Source organism: Sulfobacillus sp. TH-112, assembly GCF_057473405.1.
The window spans coordinates 1-22346 of the sequence record NZ_JBYCKN010000169.1 but is presented as its reverse complement, the minus strand read 5'-3'; the positions used below and the strand labels follow the sequence as shown (position 1 = coordinate 22346).

Genomic DNA, 22346 nt, shown 5'->3' with positions numbered 1-22346 from the left:
TCCGGGATGGATGTACCCTATCATCCTTCTGGTGTCCGACAAGTCGCCACCCAATCGGAGCGCACGCGCTTGTTGCAGCGCTACGAATGGCAAAAAGCCATGGGAGCGATCTGGCTTGACAAGAGAGACCTCGCACAACGAGAGCCTGCTTTAAAACAGTATTGCGCCGCTATTTTCACTCCAAATGAAAGCCAAGTGCATCCCCCTCTTTTGATTCAGGCAGCGGTGCGCGCGGCATTGGCGCGCGGAGTATCGGCCCATTTCGGATCCCCGGTGCGCTCGCTCATCATAGAGGATCAGGCAGTTCGGGGCGTGTTGTTGCCTTCCCAAACCCTCTTCTCTCGAAAGGGAGTACTACTGGCCGCAGGGGCCTGGTCGGGTCTTGTGGCCGACATACTGCAGCAGCCTCTACCCATCACCCCCGTTCGGGGCCAAATCGTATCGTTAACCACGGACCAGAAATACTTCCAACATATCATCTTTCACGATCACACCTACATCGTGCCCAAGCGAGACGGGCGGTTAGTTGTCGGTGCCACCGAAGATTTTGCAGGATTTGACTCACGGGTATCAACATCCGGTCTCATGCGACTTACGGAAATTATCCGTGAGTTTGGCTTATCTGATTCCCACATTTATGTAGAACGTTTCTGGACAGGACTCCGTCCCAAGAGCCCCGATGGACTACCTATTCTTGGTTGGTGGCCGCGGGTTGAAGGGCTCTGTGTGGCCACCGGCCATTACCGCAATGGAGTGCTCCTCTCGGCAATCACTGCAGACATCGTCGGACGATGGGCCACCCGACAACCTGACCCGGTGGACTTGACCCCATTTCGACCTGAACGTTTTTGGAGTCACTCCGCTCACTAAGAACTGGGGCCAGCAAGCACGGACGCGGCTCCGTCAAGGCCGATGTCAGCCACCCGCGAGGGAGGCGCATGCTTTCCTGCCCCGGTTCCCCAATTCACGGGCCTCATTTCAACAATGATGTATTGCCACCGGTTTTCGGTCATATCGTCGCTCATCAGCCTGATGATTCACTATAAACACGCGGCACTCGCGAAGTGATTCCGGTGAGAATTTCGTAACTGATGGTGTCTGCCCAACTGGCCATCTCATGGACCGTAATGGCCGCTCCCGTTTCCGACTCGCCCATCAGAGTCACCACATCGCCCACCTGTAGTGACAAAGTTTTTGGCACGGCCACCGTGATTTGGTCCATCGATACCCGACCAACTACCGGACAACGAGTCCCTCCAATGAGGACGTGAGACCGATTGCTCAGGGCTCGACGGTAACCGTCGGCATATCCGACGGCCACCGTGGCGATCACGGTATTCTCGGACGTCACAAAGGTTCTTCCGTAACCAATAGGAATATCGGGTCCGACCTCTTTAATAAAGGTGATGCGGCTCTCCATAGTCATAGCCGCCTTTAAGGGATACTTTACATCATAGGTTTCGGCACCATAGAGCCCAATACCGATTCGCACCATGTTGAAGTGGCTCCCAGGAAAGCGCATCGCAGCAGCAGAATTAGCCACATGGATCATCGGCGGAGTGGCCTGATGGCAACGTAATTCTTCAATTACATCCAAAAACCGGCGCAGTTGCTCTTTGGTATAGTCCACGTCCTCGGCATCGCTTTCGGCAAAATGCGACATCAGCCCCTGCCACTCAATCATTGGATGGCAAAGCTTAGGTACCCACGTCTCCACAACCCGGTCTGGAGATACCCCGAGACGCCCCATGCCGGTATCGACCTTGAGATGTATCCGAGCTTTGACCTTCATGGTGGTGGAAAGCTCAACCACCTGGTGCCAGGCGTTGTTGTCACAGAGCGTAATATCAAGTTCATGATCGAGGGCCATGGCAATTTGTTCACGATTTGACGCACCCAGAATGAGAATCGGACAAGATATCCCGACGCGCCGGAGGTCGCGGCCTTCCTCCGCGACGGCGACCCCGAGGAGGTCTGCTCCCGAACTGAGCGCTCTCTTCGCAACCTCTTCTGCCCCATGACCGTAAGCGTTGGCTTTGACGACAGCCATTAACGCAACGTGCGGCCCGATCCTTTGACGAAACATCCGTACGTTATGGGATATGGCGCCTAGATTTACTCGCGCGATGGTTCCCCGAACATCTGCCGACACGCTATGCCCTCTTTCCCTTCACCACAAGCATTTTCATATCCACAGTTTGGGCCCTCCATGACCAGCCTCGCCATTTTCGATGGCTTTTGCTGCGATGGGAAGACAATCTATCAAGTCCATCGATGTTAAGGAATATCCCAGGTGTTGCTGTCCTATGTCACCCGCAAAACCATGCCAGTACGCACCTAATGACAGCGCTTCAGGCCCGTCCAATCCGGCAGCCAAGAGTCGCCCTACAATGCCGCTTAAAACATCACCACTACCAGCGGTGGCCAGTGCCGCTGATCCGGTAGGATTGACCCAAAGGTGATCTTGGCTTCCAATCACGGTGTACCTCCCCTTTAACAGCAGCGGTGTTCCCAGGAGTTGCACCGCGCGTTGAACGGCGTGGCGACGATCCCGATTGATGGTATCGGCCGAACACTGCAAGAGACTTCCTAGTTCCCCAGCATGAGGGGTCAGAACGGCGCCTCCAGACCGAAATCGTGAAATGGCGTGGCGGGCCAACCGAATCCCATCGGCATCAATGACCATTGGCTTCTTTAAGTCGAAAAGACGTCCCAAGAGCGTGAGCGGTACGCGTTCTCCCATACCGGGGCCGAACACAATCGCATCCGCCTTTCGTGCTCGGGCCATAAGCATGTCACTCATCACGAGGTCCCCGTTTGCCGTCTCCGGCGCACTATGAGCCAAGAGAGCGGCCGGCATCGAGACCAATCCGCGGGCACTTTCTGGAATCACAATTTCCACCAGCCCAGCGCCAGCATGAAGGGCGGCCGTGGCTGCCAAAATAGGGGCTCCCGGCATGGCACGAGAACCGCCAATCACCACGACGTGACCTCGACCGTACTTATGGGAAAGACTCTCGACCTGAGGAAAGAGTTTTTGGGCTAGATCCGGTGTCACCCAGGTCGTCTCCGGTGGCTTCGGCGACATCAAGCCAATATCGGCCACCACCAGCTCTCCACTGACACTTGCGCCAGGATATCCGACGTGTCCCCATTTAGCCTGTCCCATAGCAAAACTCGAATGCACCCGAATATCCGGTCCACTATAGTTTCCAGTATTGGCATCAAGACCAGTCAGCACATCAACAGCCACTACTGGGCCAATAAAATCACTCGCCCACTTGAGCCACGTATACGCTTTTGACCCTCTAATCGACCGATTCAGTCCAGTTCCATAAATAGCATCAACGATCCCCGAAACAGAGTTGAGAAGTTCTTTCGTCGGACTGCCCTCATAGATGCTGGCCCCTGCAGCACGAGTTGCCCTGACCCAGTCACTGGCACCGTCAAATGCCGGTTCGGCCACCGGCACGACCGTCACCTCGTGATGCCGTGCTAGATATCGTGCCGCAATCCATCCATCCGCCCCATTTGCCCCCGGCCCAGTCATAATGAGGACTCTTCCGGTCGGAATCACCTGTTCAAGATAGCGAGCGAGTTGTTGGCCAGCATTCGACAATAGCGCCGCGAGAGGCATCCCGGTCTGAAGCGTGTGTGCATCCGCCATGCGGGCTTCATTAACGGACCAAATCGCTTGTATCACGTGGACTCCTGCTCCTCCGTCTCCGAATATAACGCCACGTAAGCCATCGCATAATGATCTTCGTGGCTAACCGAAATACGAATCTTCAAATGGTGCTCTGTAATCCAGCGCCCCAAAGCGCCATAGACTACCACCTGCGGCGCCTGACCTGGCTGCCTTCGGATCTCAATATCCACGTATCGTCCACCGCGCAAGCCGCCGCATGCTTTGACAACCGCCTCTTTGGCGGCAAATCGACTCGCCAACCGTGGCCAGGTTTGCTTACTGTGACCCGACTGTCGAATCTCTTCCTCTGTAAAAAGCCTTTTTAGTGCAGCGGGATGGCGACTAATCAGTCGCTGGATGCGATCGACCGACACAATGTCAACACCCACACTCGGGATCATCACTTCTCGAGTGTGACTCCCCATGTCACTGGTCCTGCCTTCCATTCACGAACTTTATGAAATCCCACCTGACGCACTTCGTTCCACACCTCATCAGGACTCATCCGCACACTCTCAGGAGGACCAAAATCGGTACTTTCCTTGACCCAGTCCACGACAATCCAGCGACCCCCAGGCTTGAGAATGCGGTACATTTCTTTAATGGCCTGGTGTCGGTCCCCAACATCATGGTACATGGTGTGCCAGAGAATACGATCGATAAAAGATTCGGGAAGACCTGTATTCTCTGCTGGAGCAATAAAGGTTTCGACCTGGGAAAGTTTTTCTTCTTGAGCACGTTCTCGGATGGCCGCAATACCATCGTGACTGGGATCGACGGCCAGTACTCGCCCACTGGCGCCCACGGCCACCGCTAAGGGAAACGTGAGCCAACCTAATCCGGCACCGACATCGGCGACCACCATTCCGGGAGAAACATCCATCTCTTCAATAATTACTGCACGAGGCATTAATTGTTCGCGCTCAGGTCGTTCCAGATTTCGCAATCGTTCGCGATCCCATGGTCCATGATGATGCGAATGGTGTCCAGGATGTTTTTCTTCAGCCATTGTGATTAACCTCCCATACTCGTCTCTCCAAATTTTGTATCCACCCTATTATGTCGCATCTACGGTATTTTTGCTGACTTTTGGACATGCTATCAGAAGTACTGCGTCACATCTTTCCCCTTCGACCTCAAGAAGAACACCTGTCCTAGGAGAAATTCTGAAGGGAGTGGACATCATCCGTCTTATCCCCGCTATCCTCATTACGACCACTCTTTCGAGCGCTCTCTGGGGGATGACTTCTCTTTTTCACGCCCGTTCCACAATAGCCTCAACCACCGAGAACGCCGCGACACAGTATGCATCCACGTGTGCTTATTGCCACGGATCCGATGGTTCCGGCGACCAGCGTCTGAATGCACCGGCCTTGTGGGGCCGATCATCGGTCATTCCGCAGTCCGCCTATGCCTCGCTCCCCGCACTCTCCCAATACATTCGCCAATACATGCCTCCCACTCCTCTAAATGGAGTCAATCCGGGGAGTCTTCCCCAAACCGAGGCTCAACGCCTCGCAGCCTACCTATTGCACAAAAACACTAAGTAATGCGACTCTCGTTTACTACCACGCGCTTTCCTCCGACATATACCTCACGCACCAAATTGGTCCCATAATAGTAGGTGGGATAGGCATAATGATCCGCATCCCAAACCAAAAAATCGGCATCTTTCCCCACTTCAAGGCATCCAGAGGAGACTTTAAGGGCTTTGGCCCCCCCTCGAGTCATGGCCGTCCAAACTTCTTCCGGCGTCATCTTGAGCCATGACGCAGCCCATGGCATCAATGCCGACACGGCATCGGTAGGGGACGACCCTGGGTTACCGTCAGAACCAATCGCGACCCACCCTCCCGCATCCAGCATCGCTCGAGCATTAGCCATATGACCGTGATTGAGATATCGAGCTGTCCCGGGCAAAATCACGGCCACCACCCCATTGCTTGCCATCTGTTGAAATCCGGAATCACTGGTAAATGCGCAATGATCCGCCGATTGTGCCCCAAGCTCCGCAGCTAACATCGCACCCCCGCCATCGGCCAATTCGTCGATATGCAACTTGCATCGTAGTCCGAGATCCTTGGCTGCACGAAGGTAGTGGCGAGACTCCTCCACCGAAAACACTCCTGGTTCACAAAAAATGTCGACCACCTCAGCATACTGCGCGACCGACGGAAGATATTCCGCAATCAAGTAGTTAAGATAGTCTCGACCTCGTCCGCGGAATTCCGGTGGAACTGCGTGGGCTGCAAGAGCGCTTAGCGATAGATGCCATGGTCCTTCATTACCCAACACACCAATCAAGCGCAATAGTCGCAATTCGCCTTCAGCGGTAAGATCATACCCACTTTTTATCTCCATTGTCGTGGTCCCGCAGGAAAGCGCGTGCTGGAGGCGACGCCGGGTCGCCGCGAGGAGTTCGTCATCCGATGCCTCACGAGTTTGTCGAACGGTAGAAAGAATGCCACCGCCAGCCTCCAATATCTCTAAATAGGATCGCCCTTCAGCGCGCAGTTTCACCTCATAGGACCGATCCCCGGCATACATGAGATGGGTATGGGCATCAACCAACCCCGGCGATACCAATGCGCCCCCAAGATGGATTTCCTCCCCAACATAGTGATGGGGCAAATGAGCCTCCGGACCCACCCAAACCACTTTTCCCGACTGGACCACGAGCGCTGCATTTTGAATCATCTGAAAGGCTTGGGCCGGTCCACTTCCATCCATCGTTAACAACTCTCCGATGTGACGAACAATGAGATTCTCTGCCATTTCAATGCTCTCCTTTCTCGGTGATGGCCATCTCTAATATGTCTGATTTCCGAAAATTCGGCAGTGCGAGAGACTCGCGTACCACCTCTTCTATCGCCTCAAAGGGAATGAATCCGACCAATTCTGTCTCTTTTATCGCCACCCCAAAGTGATTTGCTTCTTCCCTTACCCGCTGCAACGCGGTATAAAGAGACGTCACGCGGTAATTGGTCAGATTCATCGACACCTGAACACATCCCTTATTTATCGTATTAAGGCCCAAAGCCTTAACGCAAGGAAGGCCCCCCGAGGACCCACGAACCCTCTTAGCGATGGCGCGAGCGATCCTCACATCGGTCGTCTCTAGGTACACATTAAAAGCAATGAGCGGAATCCGCGCGCCAATGGCGACAGCCCCTGCGGTGCGATGAGGCGCCTGGGGACCCATATCCGGGGCGTCCTCGACCATACGTTGGGCTAGCCTCTCGAATTGCCCACGGCGTACATCTGCTAAATTTTGATGTTCCACGCGCATCGCGGCTTCTTCGTAATAGTAAACGGGCACGCCGAGTTCCCGTGCCACGCGCTCTCCCAGGGAATGGGCCATTTCCACCGCATCCGCCATAGTCGCCTCATGAAGGGGCACAAAGGGAATAACATCCACGGCCCCAATCCGTGGATGTATGCCGTGATGCGTGGTAAGGTCAATGCGTTCTACCGCAACCTGAACCGCCCCAAAGACGGATTCCAAGAGAGCCGCTCGAGGGCCCACCAACGTCATCACCGAACGGTGATGATCCCAATCTGAATGAAGGCCCAGCAAGCTCACCCCCGGGACCTGAGCCGCTCGCGTTAATGCCTCGAGGATCTCGGATGAGCGGCCTTCTGAGAAATTAGGGATACACTCGAATAATGGTTCATGCCTTATCATGACTCACCCTGACCCGTGTACTATAAAACGTGCCGCCACCCCCCGCATCAGAGAGGGTACTTGTTGTTAACTGATTCACATTCGTGCCCTCGCCATTCCACTGCACTGCGTAACTCACCACCACACCGGGTCTAGCCACCAAACTTGGCTGCACTAGCATCGTGGTATGCCCGCTTTCATTAAACACTCTCACGCGATCTTGGGCGGAAAGATGTAGGCGAGCCATGTCATCAGGGTGCATCAAAAGCTCCTGATGAGGACTTTTCAACACCCTGGCAATGTTTCCAAATGACGATTTGATGGTTTCTCGTCGTGACGAGGAAATGAGGTGAAACTCATCATCGAGAAGCGTCAATACCGGATGGGGCTCGGGATTTATCGGCAGCGGTTGAATGTGGAAAAATCCATCGGAGGTCGGAATGGGGGTATCCATAAATGGCCTCATATCTCGCCTAAGTCCCACTTTTTTGACTGGATCCTTTGTCAATGATTCCAAGCTAATACCCGTCATCCAGGGATGATTTTCATCAATGGCCTCCTCAATGAGAGTCTCATCCGAGGCGAACAAGGCAGGATGGTTAAGTCCCACGGCAGATGCCAAGCGCCGGAAAAATTCGGTATTAGAAACCGACTCCCGCCACGGCGCGGTGGCCGGAGCACTGAGTTGGATATACCGATGCCAATAGGAAGTATGAAGGTCCAAGATTTCCATCGACATCGCGGCTGGAAAGACAAAATCGGCATATTTTGCGGTATCGGTCAGCATTTGTTCGTGCACGATGGTCAGCAAATCCTGTCGCGAAAGTCCTCTTAACACGCGGGTTTGGTCAGGTGCTGTGACGGCGGGATTACTGTTATACACGATAAGCGCCTTAATGGGTGGAGTCATGGGGTTGACCAACGCTTCTCCCAACTGCACCATATTGATAATACGGGTGGGCCGCTCTAAGAGTTGCGGGGACGACAGCCTATCCCAACGAATGCCGAATGCATCGCCATTGCCACATAGATGACCTCCCCCGATCTCTTGAGGCGTCCCTAAAATAAGGGACAATGCCGAAATCGCCCATATGGTCTTCGCCCCATCCTGTTGCCTCTGCACTCCATAGCCCGTGCGAAAGAGCAGTGGTCGCGAGGAAATGAGGAGATCCACCAAGTCATCAAATACGGCGCCAGAAAGTCCCGTTCGCTCCAATACGACATCGCGCCCGTAGGGCCTTACTAACGCTGCATACGCCGCGAATCCTTTCACATAACGATCAATAAAGTCCGTATCGTGAGCCTTCCTAGCCAAAATTGCTTGACCCAATCCTAGCGCGAGCACATAATCACTTTCTGGTTTCACCGCGACATGTTGGTCATAGCGCCTCGCAGTTGCGGTCTCTAGAGGATCGATGGTCACAATACGAGCTCCCGCTGCCCGAGCCGTGTCTAAAAGAGGAATTTCATGAATGTTAGTCGCCATCGGATTACTTCCCCACAACACCACGCATCGGGTATCGACAATGGTTTCGGGATCCGGGCCCAATCGCGCCCCATACACGTAACGCAGGGCATAGTCAGCAGCAGCGGTGCAAATAGTCCGGTCTAAGCGCGACGCACCGATCGCATGAAAAAACCGGCGATCAAGAGAAGCCTCACTTAAAATCCCCATATTCCCAGAAAAGCTATAGGGAAGGACCGCCTCGCCCCCAAATTCCTTCACAATGGTCCGGAGCCGATCCCCGACTTCCTCCAAGGCCTCATTCCAACTCACCTCGAGAAATTCTCCACTGCCTTTTGGGCCAACGCGTTTAAGAGGAGTCGCAATCCGGTCTTTATGATAGAGACGGTCCTGATATCGGTTCACTTTAAAGCAGAGAAACCCTTGAGTAATGGGATGGCCTTTATCTCCCTCAATGCTCACAATACGGTCGTCTTCGGTACGCACTGTTAGACCACACGTGTCATAGCAATCATGAGGACACACCGCATGAACTACCGTGGTTGCCAATCCCGTATCTCCCCTTTGTCGCGACATTACCTATATTGTATCATCCACTCCGAAGAGCGGCTCAGGCGATTCGAGACGCGTGAATGCCTGTGCAGCCACCGATACGGCCGGATGATCCTTAATCCAAAACCTCCATAGAAAATGCCGCGCTTCCTCGGCGTAACCAATATTAATCCGTGGTCCTAGCGCGACCTCGTATGGTGCCCAAGGCCGCGACGGTGCGATCAAATAGAGCGGTGGGTCTGTCAGCACCTGTCCATTATTCTCTTTGGTGATATGAAGCGCCCGGGTAAGATTTCCTGGGCCGGAAAGCACGCGATAATCAGGCCAAGCGCGCTTTGCCGTACGGCGACGCATCAACATTTCCTCATGTCCCGCGAGCGGTTCCATCGCGCGGATTAATATCGCATGAGGGACCCCAACACCTCCTGTCACGATATTAAGGCAGTAATGCATCCCATAGATGAGATACACATACGCGCGGCCAGGTGGCCCATACATCACTGCAGTTCGCCCTGTCGGCACCCCTGCGTAACTATGCGCCGCCTTATCGAGAGGGCCTTGGTACATTTCGCACTCGACAATCCGTCCGGCCATGAGCCCCGTCTCAGTATCGTGCACCAAGATAGCGTTCAGCAATTGGCGCGCGATGCGCTCGGTCGACTGATAATAAAACTTTTCAGGCAGTGTAGCCCCCAGAATGGTCCCCATCGTCATCTCTCTATCCCTCATCTATATGGCCATAACCACATCCTGCATGACTGTTATCATACCGGAATTGCTACATCCTAACGCAAGAAGACGAGGCTGTGGTGAATATGCGCTATCGGGCATGTAGAATTGACGGTCTCCTGCCTCACTCCAGGGATCCAGCCCGTTTGGTCCACACACTCGGTTGATGGGATCTTCGGCTTCATCCTCCAGGGGAACAATGTCGTGAGACCCGTGGCGTGAGGCAAGGCTTCGTACGACCTTCAAGACGAGCACCATGACCGGGTCAAATATTGCGACATCCCGTATGCGAGACACCACACGCCGCCTCAAAGCAGTTTCCTGCTCCTGTTTGACTTTCTCGAGAGTGTGCCGATCAAGTTCTTACTAATTATGGAGATGGCGTATTCCGCACGATAGAACTCTACCCATAGCGACAAAGACGGTGCACCGTTTCCGGTGCACCGATCCGAGTATAAGTCCTCTTATAAGTCCTCTCTTGGCTCTCTGCCATCCGCCTTAACAGCAACACGGCCGAGCATGAGAGTCGTCATCCAGAGACGGCAACGCAATCGTTTTCACATGAGTCGCCTTGGTCTATGACGTCTTTTTAAAGAAAGTTTTACAGGCTGTTTCCCGTCCATGTTGGGCAGGCGTTTCGCCGATCTCCCCCACAATCATCGCCGTGTCGTGACTATCCACCGATTCCGGATAGCGATCCACCGCTCCGTCAGATGTAATAAGGATACTTTCGGCATTGCAAAAGTTATCTTTGGCCCAAAAATAACAGTTGTCTACAGTACATCGCACTTCGATCTCAGGCATCCTAGCGCCTCCTCTTGTTCTTGAGACGGTACCTATGGTGCCCTCATCACTCGCGATTCATACCCGCAAAGCATTATCGGTCGCCTAACGTGCTACACTACCAAGGGAGGTAAAAAGATGGAAATACTTCACGTAACACTGGCGTCTGATGGTTCTGTCGGCGCCTTGCGAGCAGCGGATTGGATCAAAGCCCACTTCGCTCCTGACGAGATTACCTTGACCATTCTTGCGGTGAGTCATAACCCGACGGATCTCGGTTCAGCAAACTTTGCTCAAACAGTGACGAATAGTGACGTCTTAGAAGAGGCCGCGATGGAAGCAGCGCGCAAAGCTGGTGAGACCACGGAGGCCACACTACACGACTTTCACCCAGTTCTTGCCGTCATCGGAGGCCGTTCTATTGTGCCAGCTATCATGGACTACATTAAGGAACACCCGACTGACGCCATTGTCATTGGCCGTCGTGGCCACTCTTTGGTCCACAATTTATTGATAGGTAGCGTCTCTTCGGGTCTTTCCGCGCATTCCACCGTCCCGGTGTGGATGATACCCTAGGGGAACATGAGGAGCCGCGCAAACTATCGCGGCTCCTGTCCTTTAGAGTGACACATTCCGAGGATTCAGAGACGAAGGCAGGATTTCTCCTCTCCAAGTTCGAATAATATTGATAAGATAGATAAAAATTTTGCGTCGATCCCCGATATGAAAGGACGAATCTGCTATTATGCCCCACGAAAAACTCGATTTGGCGCATCGCCTTCTAGATACCATTGACACGGTGGTACTGGGAAAGCGCACCCAATCTCGGTTAATCCTTGCCGCTTGGATGGCGTCCGGTCATGTACTCATTGACGATGTCCCAGGCGTTGCGAAAACTCGGCTCTCCCGGACCTTTGCGGCATTAATCCAATTGAGCTTCGCACGCGTTCAGGGCACTCCCGATCTTTTGCCACAAGATATTACCGGTGGCCCAATTTATGATATGAAAACTAGCGATTTGACATTTCGGCCAGGTCCGGCCTTTCACAATCTGCTCCTCGTCGATGAAATCAACCGCACCACCCCGCGGACGCAAGCCGCCCTCTTAGAATGTATGGAAGAACGGCAAATCTCCATGGATGGTACGACGTATCACATTCCCGAACCCTTTATCGTCATTGCCACTCAAAATCCGATTGAAATGGAAGGCACATTCCCGCTACCCGAAGCCGAACTTGATCGATTCCTAATTTCCCTGTCGCTGGGATATCCTGAAGAAGAGGACGAGCGTCGGCTGGTTACTGGATTTGCGTCTCATGATCCCTTTAACGCACTCTCACCCGTCATGACGGGTGAGGATTTAAAGGCCCTGCAGTTGGCATGCGGTGATGTTCAAATTCATGAAGTAACCCTGAATTATTTGGTGACCCTCTGTCGTAGTACACGCTCGCACCCATTGATTGACCTAGGCGTCTCTCCTCGAACTACAGTACGGTTAGCACAAATTGCCAAAAGCTATGCCTTTTTAGACAATCGGCTCTATGTCACCCCGGATGACATTAAATTCTTAGCCCCCTACGTGCTAGCGCATCGTCTCGTCCCAAGCAGTAGCGCCAATGTCAGTCGTATCACTGGCAGGCCGCTAGTCGAAGAAGTTATCAGTGGCATCCCCGTGCCCGTCGAAGAAATCCTATGATCTGGAAGGCCTGGCGGAACGAAAGTTTTCCTATTGTCGCCGTGTTCATTGCGCTCATAGGCCTCTTTGCCCATCGTTTGAGTCTGATGATGATTGGCAGCTTCTTTTGGCTTCTCACTCTGCTATCGTCTCAATTGGCCCATCGCAGCCTTCGCCATCTCACGGTGTCTACCCGACTAAACGAAAGTTACGCGGAAATCGGGCAGTCGGTGGAGACCGATATGGTGGTGACAAATCCCCTTCCCTGGCCAATTATTGATTTGCAATGGAAAATTGATTTACCCCAAGCGTTGGAGCCCCAAGGGAGCGGTATGGCGCTTGCCACTCCAGGAAGCACGCGTCAAACGCTCGCTGGGCATCTATGGATCGGGGGTCACCAGCGTGTCCGAATTCGATATCGATTGACCGGTCTCCATCGCGGGCGCTGGAGCGTCGGACCCGGTTCGCTTATTTTTAAAGACCCCCTGTCGTGGAACGAGATGGTGCGCGAAGACCAAAATCTCTATCACCTCACCGTGTGGCCGCAACGGTATACCCTCCCACAAAATTTTTGGTCTTCCGATCCGACCTCAGGCGGACAGCGTGGACGCCCATGGGATCCCCAGGATCCGCTGCGCGTCATCGGCGTACGCCCCTATCAACCGGGGGATCCCGTGCGTCAAATCGCACCCTATCCATCAGCACGCACGCGACAGTTGATGGTAAAGCAATTGGAGTCTGTAGTAGACCGCAGTGTGGAAGTGATCGTTCATCCGAAAACTGCCGACCACCACTGGCACGGAATTGATCGAGAATTACTCGAGGAAACGATTAGCGTGGGAGCCACCGTGGTCGAATCTGCCGTCTCTCAAGGACTTAGAACCGGGCTTTCTTCCACAGGCGCCATTGCCGGCCATGTGCGTGGATTCACCTTTCCCGCCGAGAAACGCCATGATAGTCGAGAACTCCTAACGGCGCTTGCCTGGACACAACCTAGCGGCACCATGGATGAAGACCTCCCGCACGTGCTGTCCCGCATCCAAAGCGGTCTACATCCGGGGACCGTGCTCATTATGATTAGCCCGTACTGGCCGGATGTCTTGACCGATCGGCTACAACCACAGGCGCGCCGCGGATTACGAGTAATTTTTCTTCAACTCGGCTTTCTTCATCAATCCATTCCCCCGTGGGTACGGGACATATGGCACTTTACGGAAGGAGCCTGGTCGCATGAGTAATCGCATCCCCATTATGTTGCTGTGGATTGTGGGTTTTCTCACTGTTGCTCTTACCATCCATTCGCCATGGCTGGTGGATACCACACTGGTGTTTGGGGCTATCATGGGCACGCGTAAGGCATGGCGTCCTGCCCTACGTTTTCTCATCTCGTTGGCTTTGATTGCGGTCGTGGTACTGTTTTCACCGAGCACCACCTCGATCCTGTTGCAGACCACTATGGCGCTTATCGCGCTCGGAGAAGCCCGTGCCTCTCGGGTCGCTCCCAACCGGACCATCATCGGCGCGCTAGTACTAGTTACTATCGCTACCTTTATTCATGCCGCAGCCGCGTTCGGCTTTATTCCGGTAGGCATCATTGGAATTTTATCACTTCTCACCGGTGACGAAGTGGATAGCTCATTACAACGCGATAGGACCCGTCTGGGATTTACTTTGGCTCTCATTGCCAGCGTCGGAGCGATCATCATGGCACTGATCTTAAGTATATTCCCTTGGCAAACCGTGATCGCCGATGTCTTTTCAGTGATCGCTTATCCGTTGATCGCCCTCTTGAGTCGTATTTCCCTAGGAAACCTTCGGACTCGCAAGACCCAATCCACACCCACGCCCATCTCGAAAACTCAACATGCCTTATCTCAACATAGCCATCTTCCGACAGCACTCAGTACCAGCTTCATCATCCTGGGAATCCTGGTATTAGCGGCCATTCTTTATGGTGCCTACCGCTATTGGTCGAAGGCCGATACGCGAATTGGTGACAGCGACGATCACGATGTCATTTTACGTGAAGCACTCGCCCCCAATGAGCGCTCCCAGCCTTGGCGCCGTCGGAATCGCCCCCTCGGCCCTGTCCGCAGTCTCATCCGCACACGACTCATTCAGGCGCGACGCCGTCGTCAAGAACGGGCCTCCGGCGAGACCCTGAGAGAATGGGTAATGCGTATCCGGCCGAATCACGATAATGAGCTAATCATTACCACGTATAACCAAATCCGTTATGGAGAGAGCGCGGACACACGCGAAGCGCGAGAACGTATTGAAGCCCAGTGGCCACAATCCTAATCATCATACTCGACACTCAATCCACATACAGGTACTATGACCAACATCCCGTGGCTAAAGAAAATTGTAGTGCTGACACTTGAGAACCGTTCGTTTGACCAGGTCCTCGGCGCATGGCCCGAGGTAGACGGCATTCCCTACGCCCATTCCGTGCCGTACCGCGACGGACGTCAGGTGTCTCCATTTCCTCTGCATCGCTACTCAGTGAGTCGCTGGCTCAATCCCCATCGTGGTTTTGATGCGATGCATCAGGCATGGAACGCTGGAGCCATGGACGGCTTTTTGGAAGCTAATGATGGCGATGTGATGGGGTATTACCGCACTGATTTGTGGGAGGAATCCAACGCCATCAAAGAGGCCCGCATTTTAGATCACTACTTTTCGTCTGTGATGGGCCCGGCTTTTCCCAATCGACTCTACCTCATTAGCGGAGAATGTCACTCTCAAGAAGAGAATCCTCCCGTGCTATCAAAGCTCACCTTTCACCAAGAAACCGTCTTTGACCAGTTATCGTCACACGGGATCGATTGGCGTTATTACGTCGGGCCAAAAAGACATTTCCCCTTCTATGCACAGTTCATGAAAGAACGCCTATCGTGTCCTCTCTGGTGGTTTCCCAGATTTCGCGAAGAACCGCTAGTCCACCACATAAGACCCTTTGAAGAATTTTTTCACGATATCCGAGAAGATACCCTACCTCCGGTCAGCTTTCTTTCCGCTCCACTCTTTCTAAGCGCTACCCCGCCACTCTCACTCCGTCGTGGGGTAAAATTGGCGATACAAATTCTTAAGTCTTTGCAACAACACTCTTCATGGCAAGAGCTCTTATATGTGTGCCATTTTGACAGTAGTGGAGGATTCTACGATCATGTGCCCCCACTGAAATTGGATCACTATGGTCCAGGTTTTCGCGTACCAGCTCTCTTATGGGGAGGGCAGCTCTCGCCAGCCATCATACAGACACGCTTTGACCACACCTCGCTCTTACGACTGATAGAAGAACAATTCACACTGCCCCTACTCGGACAACGGACCCGCAGGATGCATTCCCTCGCTTTAGCGCTAGCCAAGAATCCCATTAAGAACACTCTTGACTGAAGACGTCGTCAAGGCTCCATTGACGCGTTCACTCAAGTGGCCCTGCTGATTCAAAAAGAGCACGGTAGGAAAGTATTGCACATTAAAATAGGTTATCCCTTTAGGATCTACATACACATGAACATTGGGCTCGGTGAGATCAAATTTCTTCACATAACTCTTCATAGTCGTGCGCATTCCTGCCTCTCCCACCGAATATCCCTGGTTGTCGTGGCCAGAAAACGCCGGGCTTTTGGGCCCCGGATCGCCAATACCACTATACGGAGAGACATCGATAATATCCAAGGTCAGGCCTTTGGTGTGAAGAATGGTTGGCCACACATACCTATCATCATAGGCGCAATAGAGACACCAACTCGCCATCAACATCACTACCGTCACGTGGGACCCACGCGACAAGTGGCTTAATTTCCCCGTCTTAATCGAATAGGCTTGATATTTCCAGGAAAATCCGCTCTTTGGGACGTGAGTGGCATTGGGACTGACATCAGAAGAGGTCGACGAGTGCACCCCAATCCCGATATAGCCCACCACTAAAATGCCCAGCGCGACCACTCCCACCAAGAGCCACACCCAAATTGGTGGCCCACCGCTCTTGGTGGCGGTAGTGGCCTCCGGCGGTCGGGAGCCTGGTCTCGTACCTCGTGAATCATATTTGCCTTTTTTTGACATTATTGGTTCCTTTCTTTATAGGCGGGTTCATCATTCGCAAATAGTGTAGCATAGGTCCCATAGAAGAGAATGGGAGCTCATTGGAGGAGGCGAAATTATTCACCACTTGGCGATCATTGGGGGAGGGATTGCCGGATTGACCTTAGCCCTGACATTAAAAGACGGCCCGCTGGACTGGCGTCTTATCGATCCAGACATAGAGCCAGGCGCAGCGGGTGCAGCTTTGGCGATGGCCCCTAATGCTCTATGGGTGTTTCGACAACTGGGTATCGCCGAACCAATCACGGCTGCGGGCTCAGCCATCCATATCTACCAATATCGCAACCACCATGGCAACCTCCTAAAGCAGATCCATCTGTCGTCGCTCATCACAGACTGGCAAGAATCACCCTGGTGCGTGCCACGAACCCATATCATCCGTGTTCTTCATGACGCCATTTCATCTCAGCGCCTTATCTCAGGAAAGGTAGTCCACATCACCGCTGAGCACCCTGTCTTTCGCCTCCACACCTCGGGGGGCACGGTCAGGCATACCTTGCCCTCGTTTGATGCTATCGTTGGCGCCGATGGGGCCCATTCCGACGTCCGTTCATGGTTTTTTAACGCTCCTCCGCTAGAATTCGAAGGTTTTATTGCCATTCGTGGCACCGTTACTTGGGATCTCAGTAGACCTGACACTGTCACCCAAATATTAGGCCCGCAAAGCGAATTTGGCTATAGCCCGATGGGTCCACACAAAGTCTACTGGTATGCGACATTGCCAGTGCACAGTCCTCAGACCTATCCCACTAAAGAGGATATTCGGTATCATTTTCGGCTTTGGGCCCCTCCCGTCCCCGACCTCATCGCCGCCACACCCGCGGAGAATCTCTTAATCCATCCTATCTATCACCAACCCCGCTGGTCGCTCCCTCGCAAACAGCGCGTGACCTTGATTGGCGACGCCGCACATCTCATGACTCCCAATACGGGTCAAGGTGCATGCCAAGCCATCCTTGATGCATACGTATTAGGGTCACTTTTAGGAAAAGAGACCGACACGGGCCAGGCGTTTCATCGTTATGTGGCGAAACGCTGGCATGCCGCTGAGGAAGTAGCCAGCTTGTCTCGGCAATTGGGTCGAATGATTCATCGCCCCATGCCGCCTCTATTGAGACCCGAGAGCGTACTGCGTATGATCCCGACTGCGCTCATCGTCAATCGCATGCACCACGTCATGGGACATCCTGAGGAATTGAGTCATCTTTAGGGCAGTTCACCGTCAACTTGAGAGCCAGAGGGCTGCCGATTCTTCCCGCGTTCCCTCACGATAAGAGCGATGATGAACCAAATGACGCCGATACGAAGGGCCACATCCGAGACGTCAAAAATCCCAGGATACCCTCTAATCCGCATAAAATCGGTCACCTGCCCCAAGACCAACCGACTAAAAGTGTTCCCGAGTGCTCCACCCGCCATCGTCGAAAGCGACCATGAAAACTGCTCTAATCGAATGGCAGCTAAAATTAACGCCATCGTACCGATCACACTTAATACGGTGACCACTCCGGGATAGTGAGACAAGAGCCCCAACATGGCCCCGCGATTAAATAACAACTGAAACGAGACGATGGGTTTGATGACCCAGAGGGTACGCCCATCGCGAAGCGCCGCTCTTGCCCAAAGGCCTGCTAGTTGATCCCCGAGTCCAATCACCACCATGACAGCGAGCGATTGACGCCATTTGATCATCGACGTGCCCCTTTCTCTCCTCTCATCCTACACGATGATCGCGAGAAAGCGGCCACGAACATCTGAGTATCACTCTCAAGATGCGGGCCGCTATCCAAACACGCTACGTTGATGCCTATCTCGGGGTCAGCGTGGCATCGCCGGATCGCCAGTTCACCGGGCAAAGTCCCCCTGCCTGTAGCGCCTCCAACACTCGTAGGACCTCATCTACCGATCGGCCCACGTTCAGGTTATGTACCACCTCATACTCGACTTGTCCTTGAGGACTAATGATAAATAGTCCTCGGTAAGCCGCCCCCTCCTCGGGAAAATATACCTGATAGTCTCGGGACACCCGATGGTTCCAATCACTGGCGAGAGGATAGGCGAGATGCCCAATACCACCTTCGGTCTGGTCCTGTGCCATCCATGCTTTATGCACGTGCGGACTATCGGTCGACACCCCGATAATCTCCGTATCTAGCCGTTTAAACTGATTCGCGGCTTCCGACAGTGCCACAATTTCTGTAGGGCAGACAAATGTAAAGTCATGGGGATAGAAAAACAATACCAGCCACTTCCCCTGATAGTCGTCCAACGAAATGGTGTGCGTTTCCCCACTCGGTAGTACTGCCGGCATTTGAAATGCCGGCGCTTCATGTCCCACAAGTGCCATAATGATCCTCCTCCGATGAAGAGCCGTCATGCGGACTTCATCCTCTTCATCTCATGCTACCCTGCTATAAACTTCGCCATTCACAATAGACGGACATCACCGCTCCCGAGAGTGTTTAAGAAATCCAAGCACAATTTTCAGCAACGGCAGTTTATGCCATAATAGAGCAAAGTTGTCATGACGTCGAATTTTCGTTGCAGAGGGAGGAACCTTTGGACCTAAAATCACCTATTGAAGAGGACTTAGCCGGCGCCGAAGCCTATTTAGAAGCTATTTTCGTTCTTACCACAGAAAATCGCCAAGTGCAGGCGGCACGTATCCGTGACTACTTAGGCGTGTCCGCCGTCAGTGTATCGCGCGCGTTAACCCGACTAGACAAGCGGGGCGATCTCTTGGAGCGAGCGCCCGAGGTTCGTCTGACCGAACAAGGATGGAAACGAGCCGAGGCGGTCGTACGCCGTCACCGTCTGGCCGAGCGTTGGCTATCGGATAAGCTGGGGTTAAGCCTAGTGGAGGCTCATCGTGAGGCGGAACGCCTCGAGCATGCGCTGTCTGATCGCGTCGAAGATGCCCTGTGGGAAGACCTTGGCCGACCGACCACCTGTCCTCATGGCAACCCCATTCCGGGATTAGATGGCGCTCCGATTGAACTCGAACCCCTCAAAGAATTGAGCGAAGTCGATCCTGGCACATACATGGTGGATCGTATTTTTGAACAACTAGAAGGACTGGAAGAACGGCTGGACTGGATCGAACAGTCGGATCTCATTCCCGGGGCCATATTCAGCGTCCTGCCTTCTCCGGAAGGAGATCGCGCCAACAGCGCGAAAAACCTTCCCACCTATATTGCTAAAGCCGATGGTACAGAGATTGAAGTACCCTACGCCATTGCCTCGCGTCTTCTGGTACGACCGCTCGAGGGGACACTATAGGACCGCGACCAGGGTATAGAGACCAAAGGCCATCACAATGCCGCAAAGTCCCCACACTAGGTAGCGGTAGAATCCCTTCATGCGGAACTCTCGGGGTAGCGCGCGAGACTCAAGGGCGAGAAGAAATCCTACCACAATGGGTAGCAAGATCGCGTTCATGACTTCCACGTCAATGGTCAATTGCACCAAATCGACGCTCAAAATAACCAGAACCGCCCCCGCAATATGCGCCATGGTATAAATCACATAGAACCATGGCGCATCTTTGAAGCGGTGATTCAAACTGTGCTTGACCCCAAGCACCTCGCTAATCCCCCAGGCACCCGCTAACGAGGCGACTAGTGCCGCAATGAAACCGGCACCCAAAATCCCCGCTCCCCAAATCAGCTTGCCCGGAATCTCGCCCATCACCGATGTCAGTCCGCGACTGATTTGTCCCACCGATTGCAAGCTCACAATATGGTGCGTACGCAAGGTAGCAGCGGCGGTAATCACGATGGCAATCATGATGGCTTGCGTCACCACGGCACCAATGCCGGTGTCCCACCGTGCAGCCCGCAGATGCGCCACGGTCCACTTTTTGTCGACCACCGCTCCTTGCTGATAGAAAATCATCCACGGCATAATCACCGCACCCACATTAGCTGCTAGAAGGAAGAGATAACTGGAATGAAAGAGGGGTACCGTATGAAGTCCGCGTATCACTGAGGACAAGTGGGGATGAGACAATACGGCCGTCACAAAAAATGCCAGTTCCAGGGTACCTAAGGCAATACCAATCCATTCCACCCGTTGATAGGTTCCGGAAAAGCCAATCCCGATAAGCGCAATAGCGGCCATACTGACACCAATCCATACCGGAATGCCAATCATTTGCGAAACGCCGGCAATCCCCGTAAACTCCGTGATCAAGGCTCCCACCGACGCCAAGAAGAGGGCGGTTACCGAGAGCATGCCCCATCCCAATCCAAAATGCTCGCGAATCGCTTCCCCATGTCCCTTTTGGGTCACAATGCCTAACCTGACCGTCATTTCTTGCACGATAAACAGAATAGGCATCAATATGAGTTGGGGTAAAATCATCGCATAGCCCCACTGCACCCCAGATTGAGCAGCGGTAATGGCACTACCGACATCGGTATCCGCTAGCATCACCATGATGCCAGGACCAAATAGGGCTAATAGAAATAAGATTCGCTGATGACGCTTAGGATGAAGAACAAGCGACTTGCGCGGCTCAATATCGGCATTAGATGGCATCAATCATTACCTAGCTTTCCGTTGTTAGCGTCAGCTAATTATCGTAGGCTTATGCGGTAATGTCAACTGCACCAATGCCATGTGAGGTAATATTTGCGATCGTTTCCGCTAGTCGTTTTACAATATCTTCACCATAGTCCACGACCCGCCGGGATCTTGAGACAACTTACAGTAGCCTCGGCTTTCATACAGGCGAAGCGCCACCGTGTTACGCGGATCGACGCTAAGCGACAGCGCAGGATACCGAGCGGCGCGCGCATAGTCCGTTATCGTCCCCAGGAGGGACCGGCCAACGCCTTGTCCACGATGAGGCTTAGCCACGGCCAAACTCAGTTCAGGAGTCATGGCATCCACGTAACCCCATCCACGCGCGGACCCGCTCCAGACCCGCATCCAAATAGCACCGATTCTCTCATCCTCGCCGTTCACCGCAACCAAGGCGTAATCGTGATCCCGGCCCCAATCCTCAATGTACTTTGCTATCGCCGGGTGATCGACGATGCTATAAGGAGGCCGCATCTCCCCTTTAGGCACATAGATAGCCTCATACAACATGTTCCGTAAGAATTCAAAGTCGTGCGATTGATAGGATCGGATGCGACTCACGTGTTCTCTCCTGTCCTCATTGTCTGTAACCTGCGTGCTGACGCGATTCCTCTGCATCACGCACACCATAGAAAGTACGCAGGTTCGCATGCGGATTCAATCGTCAGTAACCGTTCCATGGTAGCCATGAGATCTGATCCATCATCTCTTGAAAGCGACCGGTATTTTCAGAAAAATTAAAGTTGTAATAGGCCTAATTCTCGACAATGCTCCGTATCATCCGCATAATGTAATTCATATATTTTACACAAATAGATTTCTACAAGGGGAGAATCTTAAATGCAATGGTATATGCGAGTCATCAAACAATACGCTACTTTTGACGGCCGAGCCAGTCGTACTGAGTTTTGGATGTTTGTTCTCATAAATGCGCTCTTCGTCCTAGGAATCAGTCTTTTGAGGTTGATCGGCCTCGGCCTCGGCATTTTGCTCAGTCTCTATAGTCTTGCCATGATTATCCCCGGTTGGGCGCTACAGGTTCGTCGCCTGCACGACACCAACCACTCCGGATGGTGGATCTTCATTGGTTTAGTAC

At 53.2% G+C, this 22346-nt stretch carries 25 protein-coding genes; 10 read left to right on the top strand and 15 right to left on the bottom strand.

Features of this window, described 5'->3' with window-relative positions; genetic code table 11:
* A partial coding sequence (locus tag ACOJWD_RS12060) for an NAD(P)/FAD-dependent oxidoreductase (protein WP_486993479.1) occupies window positions 1-870 on the top strand: 870 nt, incomplete at its 5' end.
* Here the strand turns inward: ACOJWD_RS12060 and ACOJWD_RS12055 are convergent.
* Genes ACOJWD_RS12055 through ACOJWD_RS12035 form a run of 5 tightly spaced genes read right to left on the bottom strand, consistent with a single transcriptional unit; the run spans window position 867 to window position 4697 of the window.
* A complete protein-coding gene (locus tag ACOJWD_RS12055) occupies window positions 867-1013 on the bottom strand; it encodes a hypothetical protein (RefSeq protein ID WP_486993478.1) in 147 nt (48 codons plus the stop codon). The two genes, ACOJWD_RS12060 and ACOJWD_RS12055, sit on opposite strands and share 4 nt — an antisense overlap.
* Before the next feature lie 11 nt (window positions 1014-1024).
* A complete protein-coding gene (alr, locus tag ACOJWD_RS12050) occupies window positions 1025-2152 on the bottom strand; it encodes an alanine racemase (protein WP_486993477.1) in 1128 nt (375 codons plus the stop codon).
* 33 nt (window positions 2153-2185) lie between these two features.
* Window positions 2186-3703, bottom strand: coding sequence for an NAD(P)H-hydrate dehydratase (locus ACOJWD_RS12045; RefSeq protein ID WP_486993476.1), 1518 nt, complete (start codon window positions 3701-3703; stop codon window positions 2186-2188).
* Entirely contained in the window at window positions 3700-4113 is a 414-nt protein-coding gene (gene acpS / locus ACOJWD_RS12040) for a holo-ACP synthase (RefSeq protein WP_486993475.1), read from the bottom strand. The genes ACOJWD_RS12045 and acpS overlap by 4 nt, the downstream gene beginning before the upstream one ends.
* On the bottom strand, window positions 4089-4697 hold the full coding sequence (locus tag ACOJWD_RS12035; protein ID WP_486993474.1) for a class I SAM-dependent methyltransferase: 609 nt from the start codon (window positions 4695-4697) through the stop codon (window positions 4089-4091). The genes acpS and ACOJWD_RS12035 overlap by 25 nt, the downstream gene beginning before the upstream one ends.
* Before the next feature lie 166 nt (window positions 4698-4863).
* Between ACOJWD_RS12035 and ACOJWD_RS12030 the strand changes: the two genes are divergently transcribed.
* Complete coding sequence (locus ACOJWD_RS12030; protein ID WP_486993473.1) at window positions 4864-5238, top strand: c-type cytochrome; 375 nt, start codon at window positions 4864-4866, stop codon at window positions 5236-5238.
* Here ACOJWD_RS12030 and hutI read toward each other — a convergent pair.
* The 5 genes from hutI to ACOJWD_RS12005 form a co-directional block, all read right to left on the bottom strand.
* A complete protein-coding gene (gene hutI / locus ACOJWD_RS12025; protein ID WP_486993472.1) occupies window positions 5231-6463 on the bottom strand; it encodes an imidazolonepropionase in 1233 nt (410 codons plus the stop codon). The two genes, ACOJWD_RS12030 and hutI, sit on opposite strands and share 8 nt — an antisense overlap.
* Before the next feature lies 1 nt (window position 6464).
* Window positions 6465-7373, bottom strand: a complete 909-nt coding sequence (ftcD, locus tag ACOJWD_RS12020; protein WP_486993471.1) for a glutamate formimidoyltransferase — start codon at window positions 7371-7373, stop codon at window positions 6465-6467.
* Window positions 7360-9366, bottom strand: a complete 2007-nt coding sequence (locus tag ACOJWD_RS12015) for a molybdopterin-containing oxidoreductase family protein (protein ID WP_486993470.1) — start codon at window positions 9364-9366, stop codon at window positions 7360-7362. Before ACOJWD_RS12015 ends, ftcD begins: the two co-directional genes overlap by 14 nt.
* Window positions 9367-9396: 30 nt before the next feature.
* Window positions 9397-10083, bottom strand: a complete 687-nt coding sequence (locus ACOJWD_RS12010) for a DNA-3-methyladenine glycosylase (protein ID WP_486993469.1) — start codon at window positions 10081-10083, stop codon at window positions 9397-9399.
* A 591-nt stretch (window positions 10084-10674) separates the two neighbouring features.
* Window positions 10675-10902, bottom strand: a complete 228-nt coding sequence (locus ACOJWD_RS12005) for a DUF1540 domain-containing protein (RefSeq protein ID WP_486993468.1) — start codon at window positions 10900-10902, stop codon at window positions 10675-10677.
* A 117-nt stretch (window positions 10903-11019) separates the two neighbouring features.
* On the opposite strand from ACOJWD_RS12005, the gene ACOJWD_RS12000 reads away from it, so the two are divergent.
* From ACOJWD_RS12000 to ACOJWD_RS11980, 5 genes are all read left to right on the top strand, one after another.
* Complete coding sequence (locus tag ACOJWD_RS12000; protein WP_486993467.1) at window positions 11020-11457, top strand: universal stress protein; 438 nt, start codon at window positions 11020-11022, stop codon at window positions 11455-11457.
* Between the two features lie 169 nt (window positions 11458-11626).
* Window positions 11627-12577: an AAA family ATPase gene (locus tag ACOJWD_RS11995; RefSeq protein WP_486993466.1), complete on the top strand. Its 951-nt coding sequence runs from the start codon at window positions 11627-11629 to the stop codon at window positions 12575-12577.
* The gene (locus tag ACOJWD_RS11990; protein WP_486993465.1) at window positions 12574-13794 is read left to right on the top strand and encodes a DUF58 domain-containing protein; all 1221 of its coding nucleotides are present in this window, start codon (window positions 12574-12576) and stop codon (window positions 13792-13794) included. Before ACOJWD_RS11995 ends, ACOJWD_RS11990 begins: the two co-directional genes overlap by 4 nt.
* Window positions 13787-14857, top strand: a complete 1071-nt coding sequence (locus ACOJWD_RS11985; protein WP_486993464.1) for a hypothetical protein — start codon at window positions 13787-13789, stop codon at window positions 14855-14857. Before ACOJWD_RS11990 ends, ACOJWD_RS11985 begins: the two co-directional genes overlap by 8 nt.
* 69 nt (window positions 14858-14926) lie before the next feature.
* The gene (locus tag ACOJWD_RS11980; RefSeq protein WP_486993463.1) at window positions 14927-15955 is read left to right on the top strand and encodes an alkaline phosphatase family protein; all 1029 of its coding nucleotides are present in this window, start codon (window positions 14927-14929) and stop codon (window positions 15953-15955) included.
* Here the strand turns inward: ACOJWD_RS11980 and ACOJWD_RS11975 are convergent.
* Window positions 15920-16627, bottom strand: a complete 708-nt coding sequence (locus tag ACOJWD_RS11975) for a TlpA family protein disulfide reductase (RefSeq protein ID WP_486993462.1) — start codon at window positions 16625-16627, stop codon at window positions 15920-15922. The genes ACOJWD_RS11980 and ACOJWD_RS11975 overlap by 36 nt on opposite strands.
* A 106-nt stretch (window positions 16628-16733) precedes the next feature.
* Here ACOJWD_RS11975 and ACOJWD_RS11970 point away from each other — a divergent pair, with 106 nt between their 5' ends.
* Complete coding sequence (locus ACOJWD_RS11970; RefSeq protein ID WP_486993461.1) at window positions 16734-17876, top strand: FAD-dependent monooxygenase; 1143 nt, start codon at window positions 16734-16736, stop codon at window positions 17874-17876.
* On the opposite strand, the gene ACOJWD_RS11965 is transcribed toward ACOJWD_RS11970, so the two are convergent.
* Window positions 17873-18358 (bottom strand): signal peptidase II, encoded by a 486-nt coding sequence (locus ACOJWD_RS11965; RefSeq protein ID WP_486993460.1) that lies wholly within the window; start codon window positions 18356-18358, stop codon window positions 17873-17875. The genes ACOJWD_RS11970 and ACOJWD_RS11965 overlap by 4 nt on opposite strands.
* 115 nt (window positions 18359-18473) lie before the next feature.
* Complete coding sequence (locus tag ACOJWD_RS11960) at window positions 18474-19013, bottom strand: peroxiredoxin (protein WP_486993459.1); 540 nt, start codon at window positions 19011-19013, stop codon at window positions 18474-18476.
* 212 nt (window positions 19014-19225) lie between these two features.
* Between ACOJWD_RS11960 and ACOJWD_RS11955 the strand changes: the two genes are divergently transcribed.
* Complete coding sequence (locus ACOJWD_RS11955) at window positions 19226-19945, top strand: metal-dependent transcriptional regulator (protein WP_486993458.1); 720 nt, start codon at window positions 19226-19228, stop codon at window positions 19943-19945.
* On the opposite strand, the gene ACOJWD_RS11950 is transcribed toward ACOJWD_RS11955, so the two are convergent.
* Both ACOJWD_RS11950 and ACOJWD_RS11945 read right to left on the bottom strand, forming a co-directional pair.
* The gene (locus ACOJWD_RS11950; RefSeq protein ID WP_486993457.1) at window positions 19940-21205 is read right to left on the bottom strand and encodes an NRAMP family divalent metal transporter; all 1266 of its coding nucleotides are present in this window, start codon (window positions 21203-21205) and stop codon (window positions 19940-19942) included. The genes ACOJWD_RS11955 and ACOJWD_RS11950 overlap by 6 nt on opposite strands.
* A gap of 117 nt (window positions 21206-21322) precedes the next feature.
* A complete protein-coding gene (locus ACOJWD_RS11945) occupies window positions 21323-21811 on the bottom strand; it encodes a GNAT family N-acetyltransferase (protein ID WP_486993456.1) in 489 nt (162 codons plus the stop codon).
* Window positions 21812-22090: 279 nt separating this feature from the next.
* Between ACOJWD_RS11945 and ACOJWD_RS11940 the strand changes: the two genes are divergently transcribed.
* Window positions 22091-22346: DUF805 domain-containing protein (locus ACOJWD_RS11940; RefSeq protein ID WP_486993455.1), on the top strand; the 256-nt coding region annotated here is incomplete at its 3' end.

Coding starts and splice junctions, on each gene's coding strand:
- ACOJWD_RS12055 (WP_486993478.1), bottom strand. CDS start 1,013: ATGACCGAAAACCGGTGGCAATACATCATTGTTGAAATGAGGCCCGTG.
- acpS (WP_486993475.1), bottom strand. CDS start 4,113: ATGGGGAGTCACACTCGAGAAGTGATGATCCCGAGTGTGGGTGTTGAC.
- ACOJWD_RS12035 (WP_486993474.1), bottom strand. CDS start 4,697: ATGGCTGAAGAAAAACATCCTGGACACCATTCGCATCATCATGGACCA.
- hutI (WP_486993472.1), bottom strand. CDS start 6,463: ATGGCAGAGAATCTCATTGTTCGTCACATCGGAGAGTTGTTAACGATG.
- ftcD (WP_486993471.1), bottom strand. CDS start 7,373: ATGATAAGGCATGAACCATTATTCGAGTGTATCCCTAATTTCTCAGAA.
- ACOJWD_RS12010 (WP_486993469.1), bottom strand. CDS start 10,083: ATGACGATGGGGACCATTCTGGGGGCTACACTGCCTGAAAAGTTTTAT.
- ACOJWD_RS12005 (WP_486993468.1), bottom strand. CDS start 10,902: ATGCCTGAGATCGAAGTGCGATGTACTGTAGACAACTGTTATTTTTGG.
- ACOJWD_RS12000 (WP_486993467.1), top strand. CDS start 11,020: ATGGAAATACTTCACGTAACACTGGCGTCTGATGGTTCTGTCGGCGCC.
- ACOJWD_RS11995 (WP_486993466.1), top strand. CDS start 11,627: ATGCCCCACGAAAAACTCGATTTGGCGCATCGCCTTCTAGATACCATT.
- ACOJWD_RS11990 (WP_486993465.1), top strand. CDS start 12,574: ATGATCTGGAAGGCCTGGCGGAACGAAAGTTTTCCTATTGTCGCCGTG.
- ACOJWD_RS11985 (WP_486993464.1), top strand. CDS start 13,787: ATGAGTAATCGCATCCCCATTATGTTGCTGTGGATTGTGGGTTTTCTC.
- ACOJWD_RS11975 (WP_486993462.1), bottom strand. CDS start 16,627: ATGTCAAAAAAAGGCAAATATGATTCACGAGGTACGAGACCAGGCTCC.
- ACOJWD_RS11965 (WP_486993460.1), bottom strand. CDS start 18,358: ATGATCAAATGGCGTCAATCGCTCGCTGTCATGGTGGTGATTGGACTC.
- ACOJWD_RS11960 (WP_486993459.1), bottom strand. CDS start 19,013: ATGGCACTTGTGGGACATGAAGCGCCGGCATTTCAAATGCCGGCAGTA.
- ACOJWD_RS11950 (WP_486993457.1), bottom strand. CDS start 21,205: ATGCCATCTAATGCCGATATTGAGCCGCGCAAGTCGCTTGTTCTTCAT.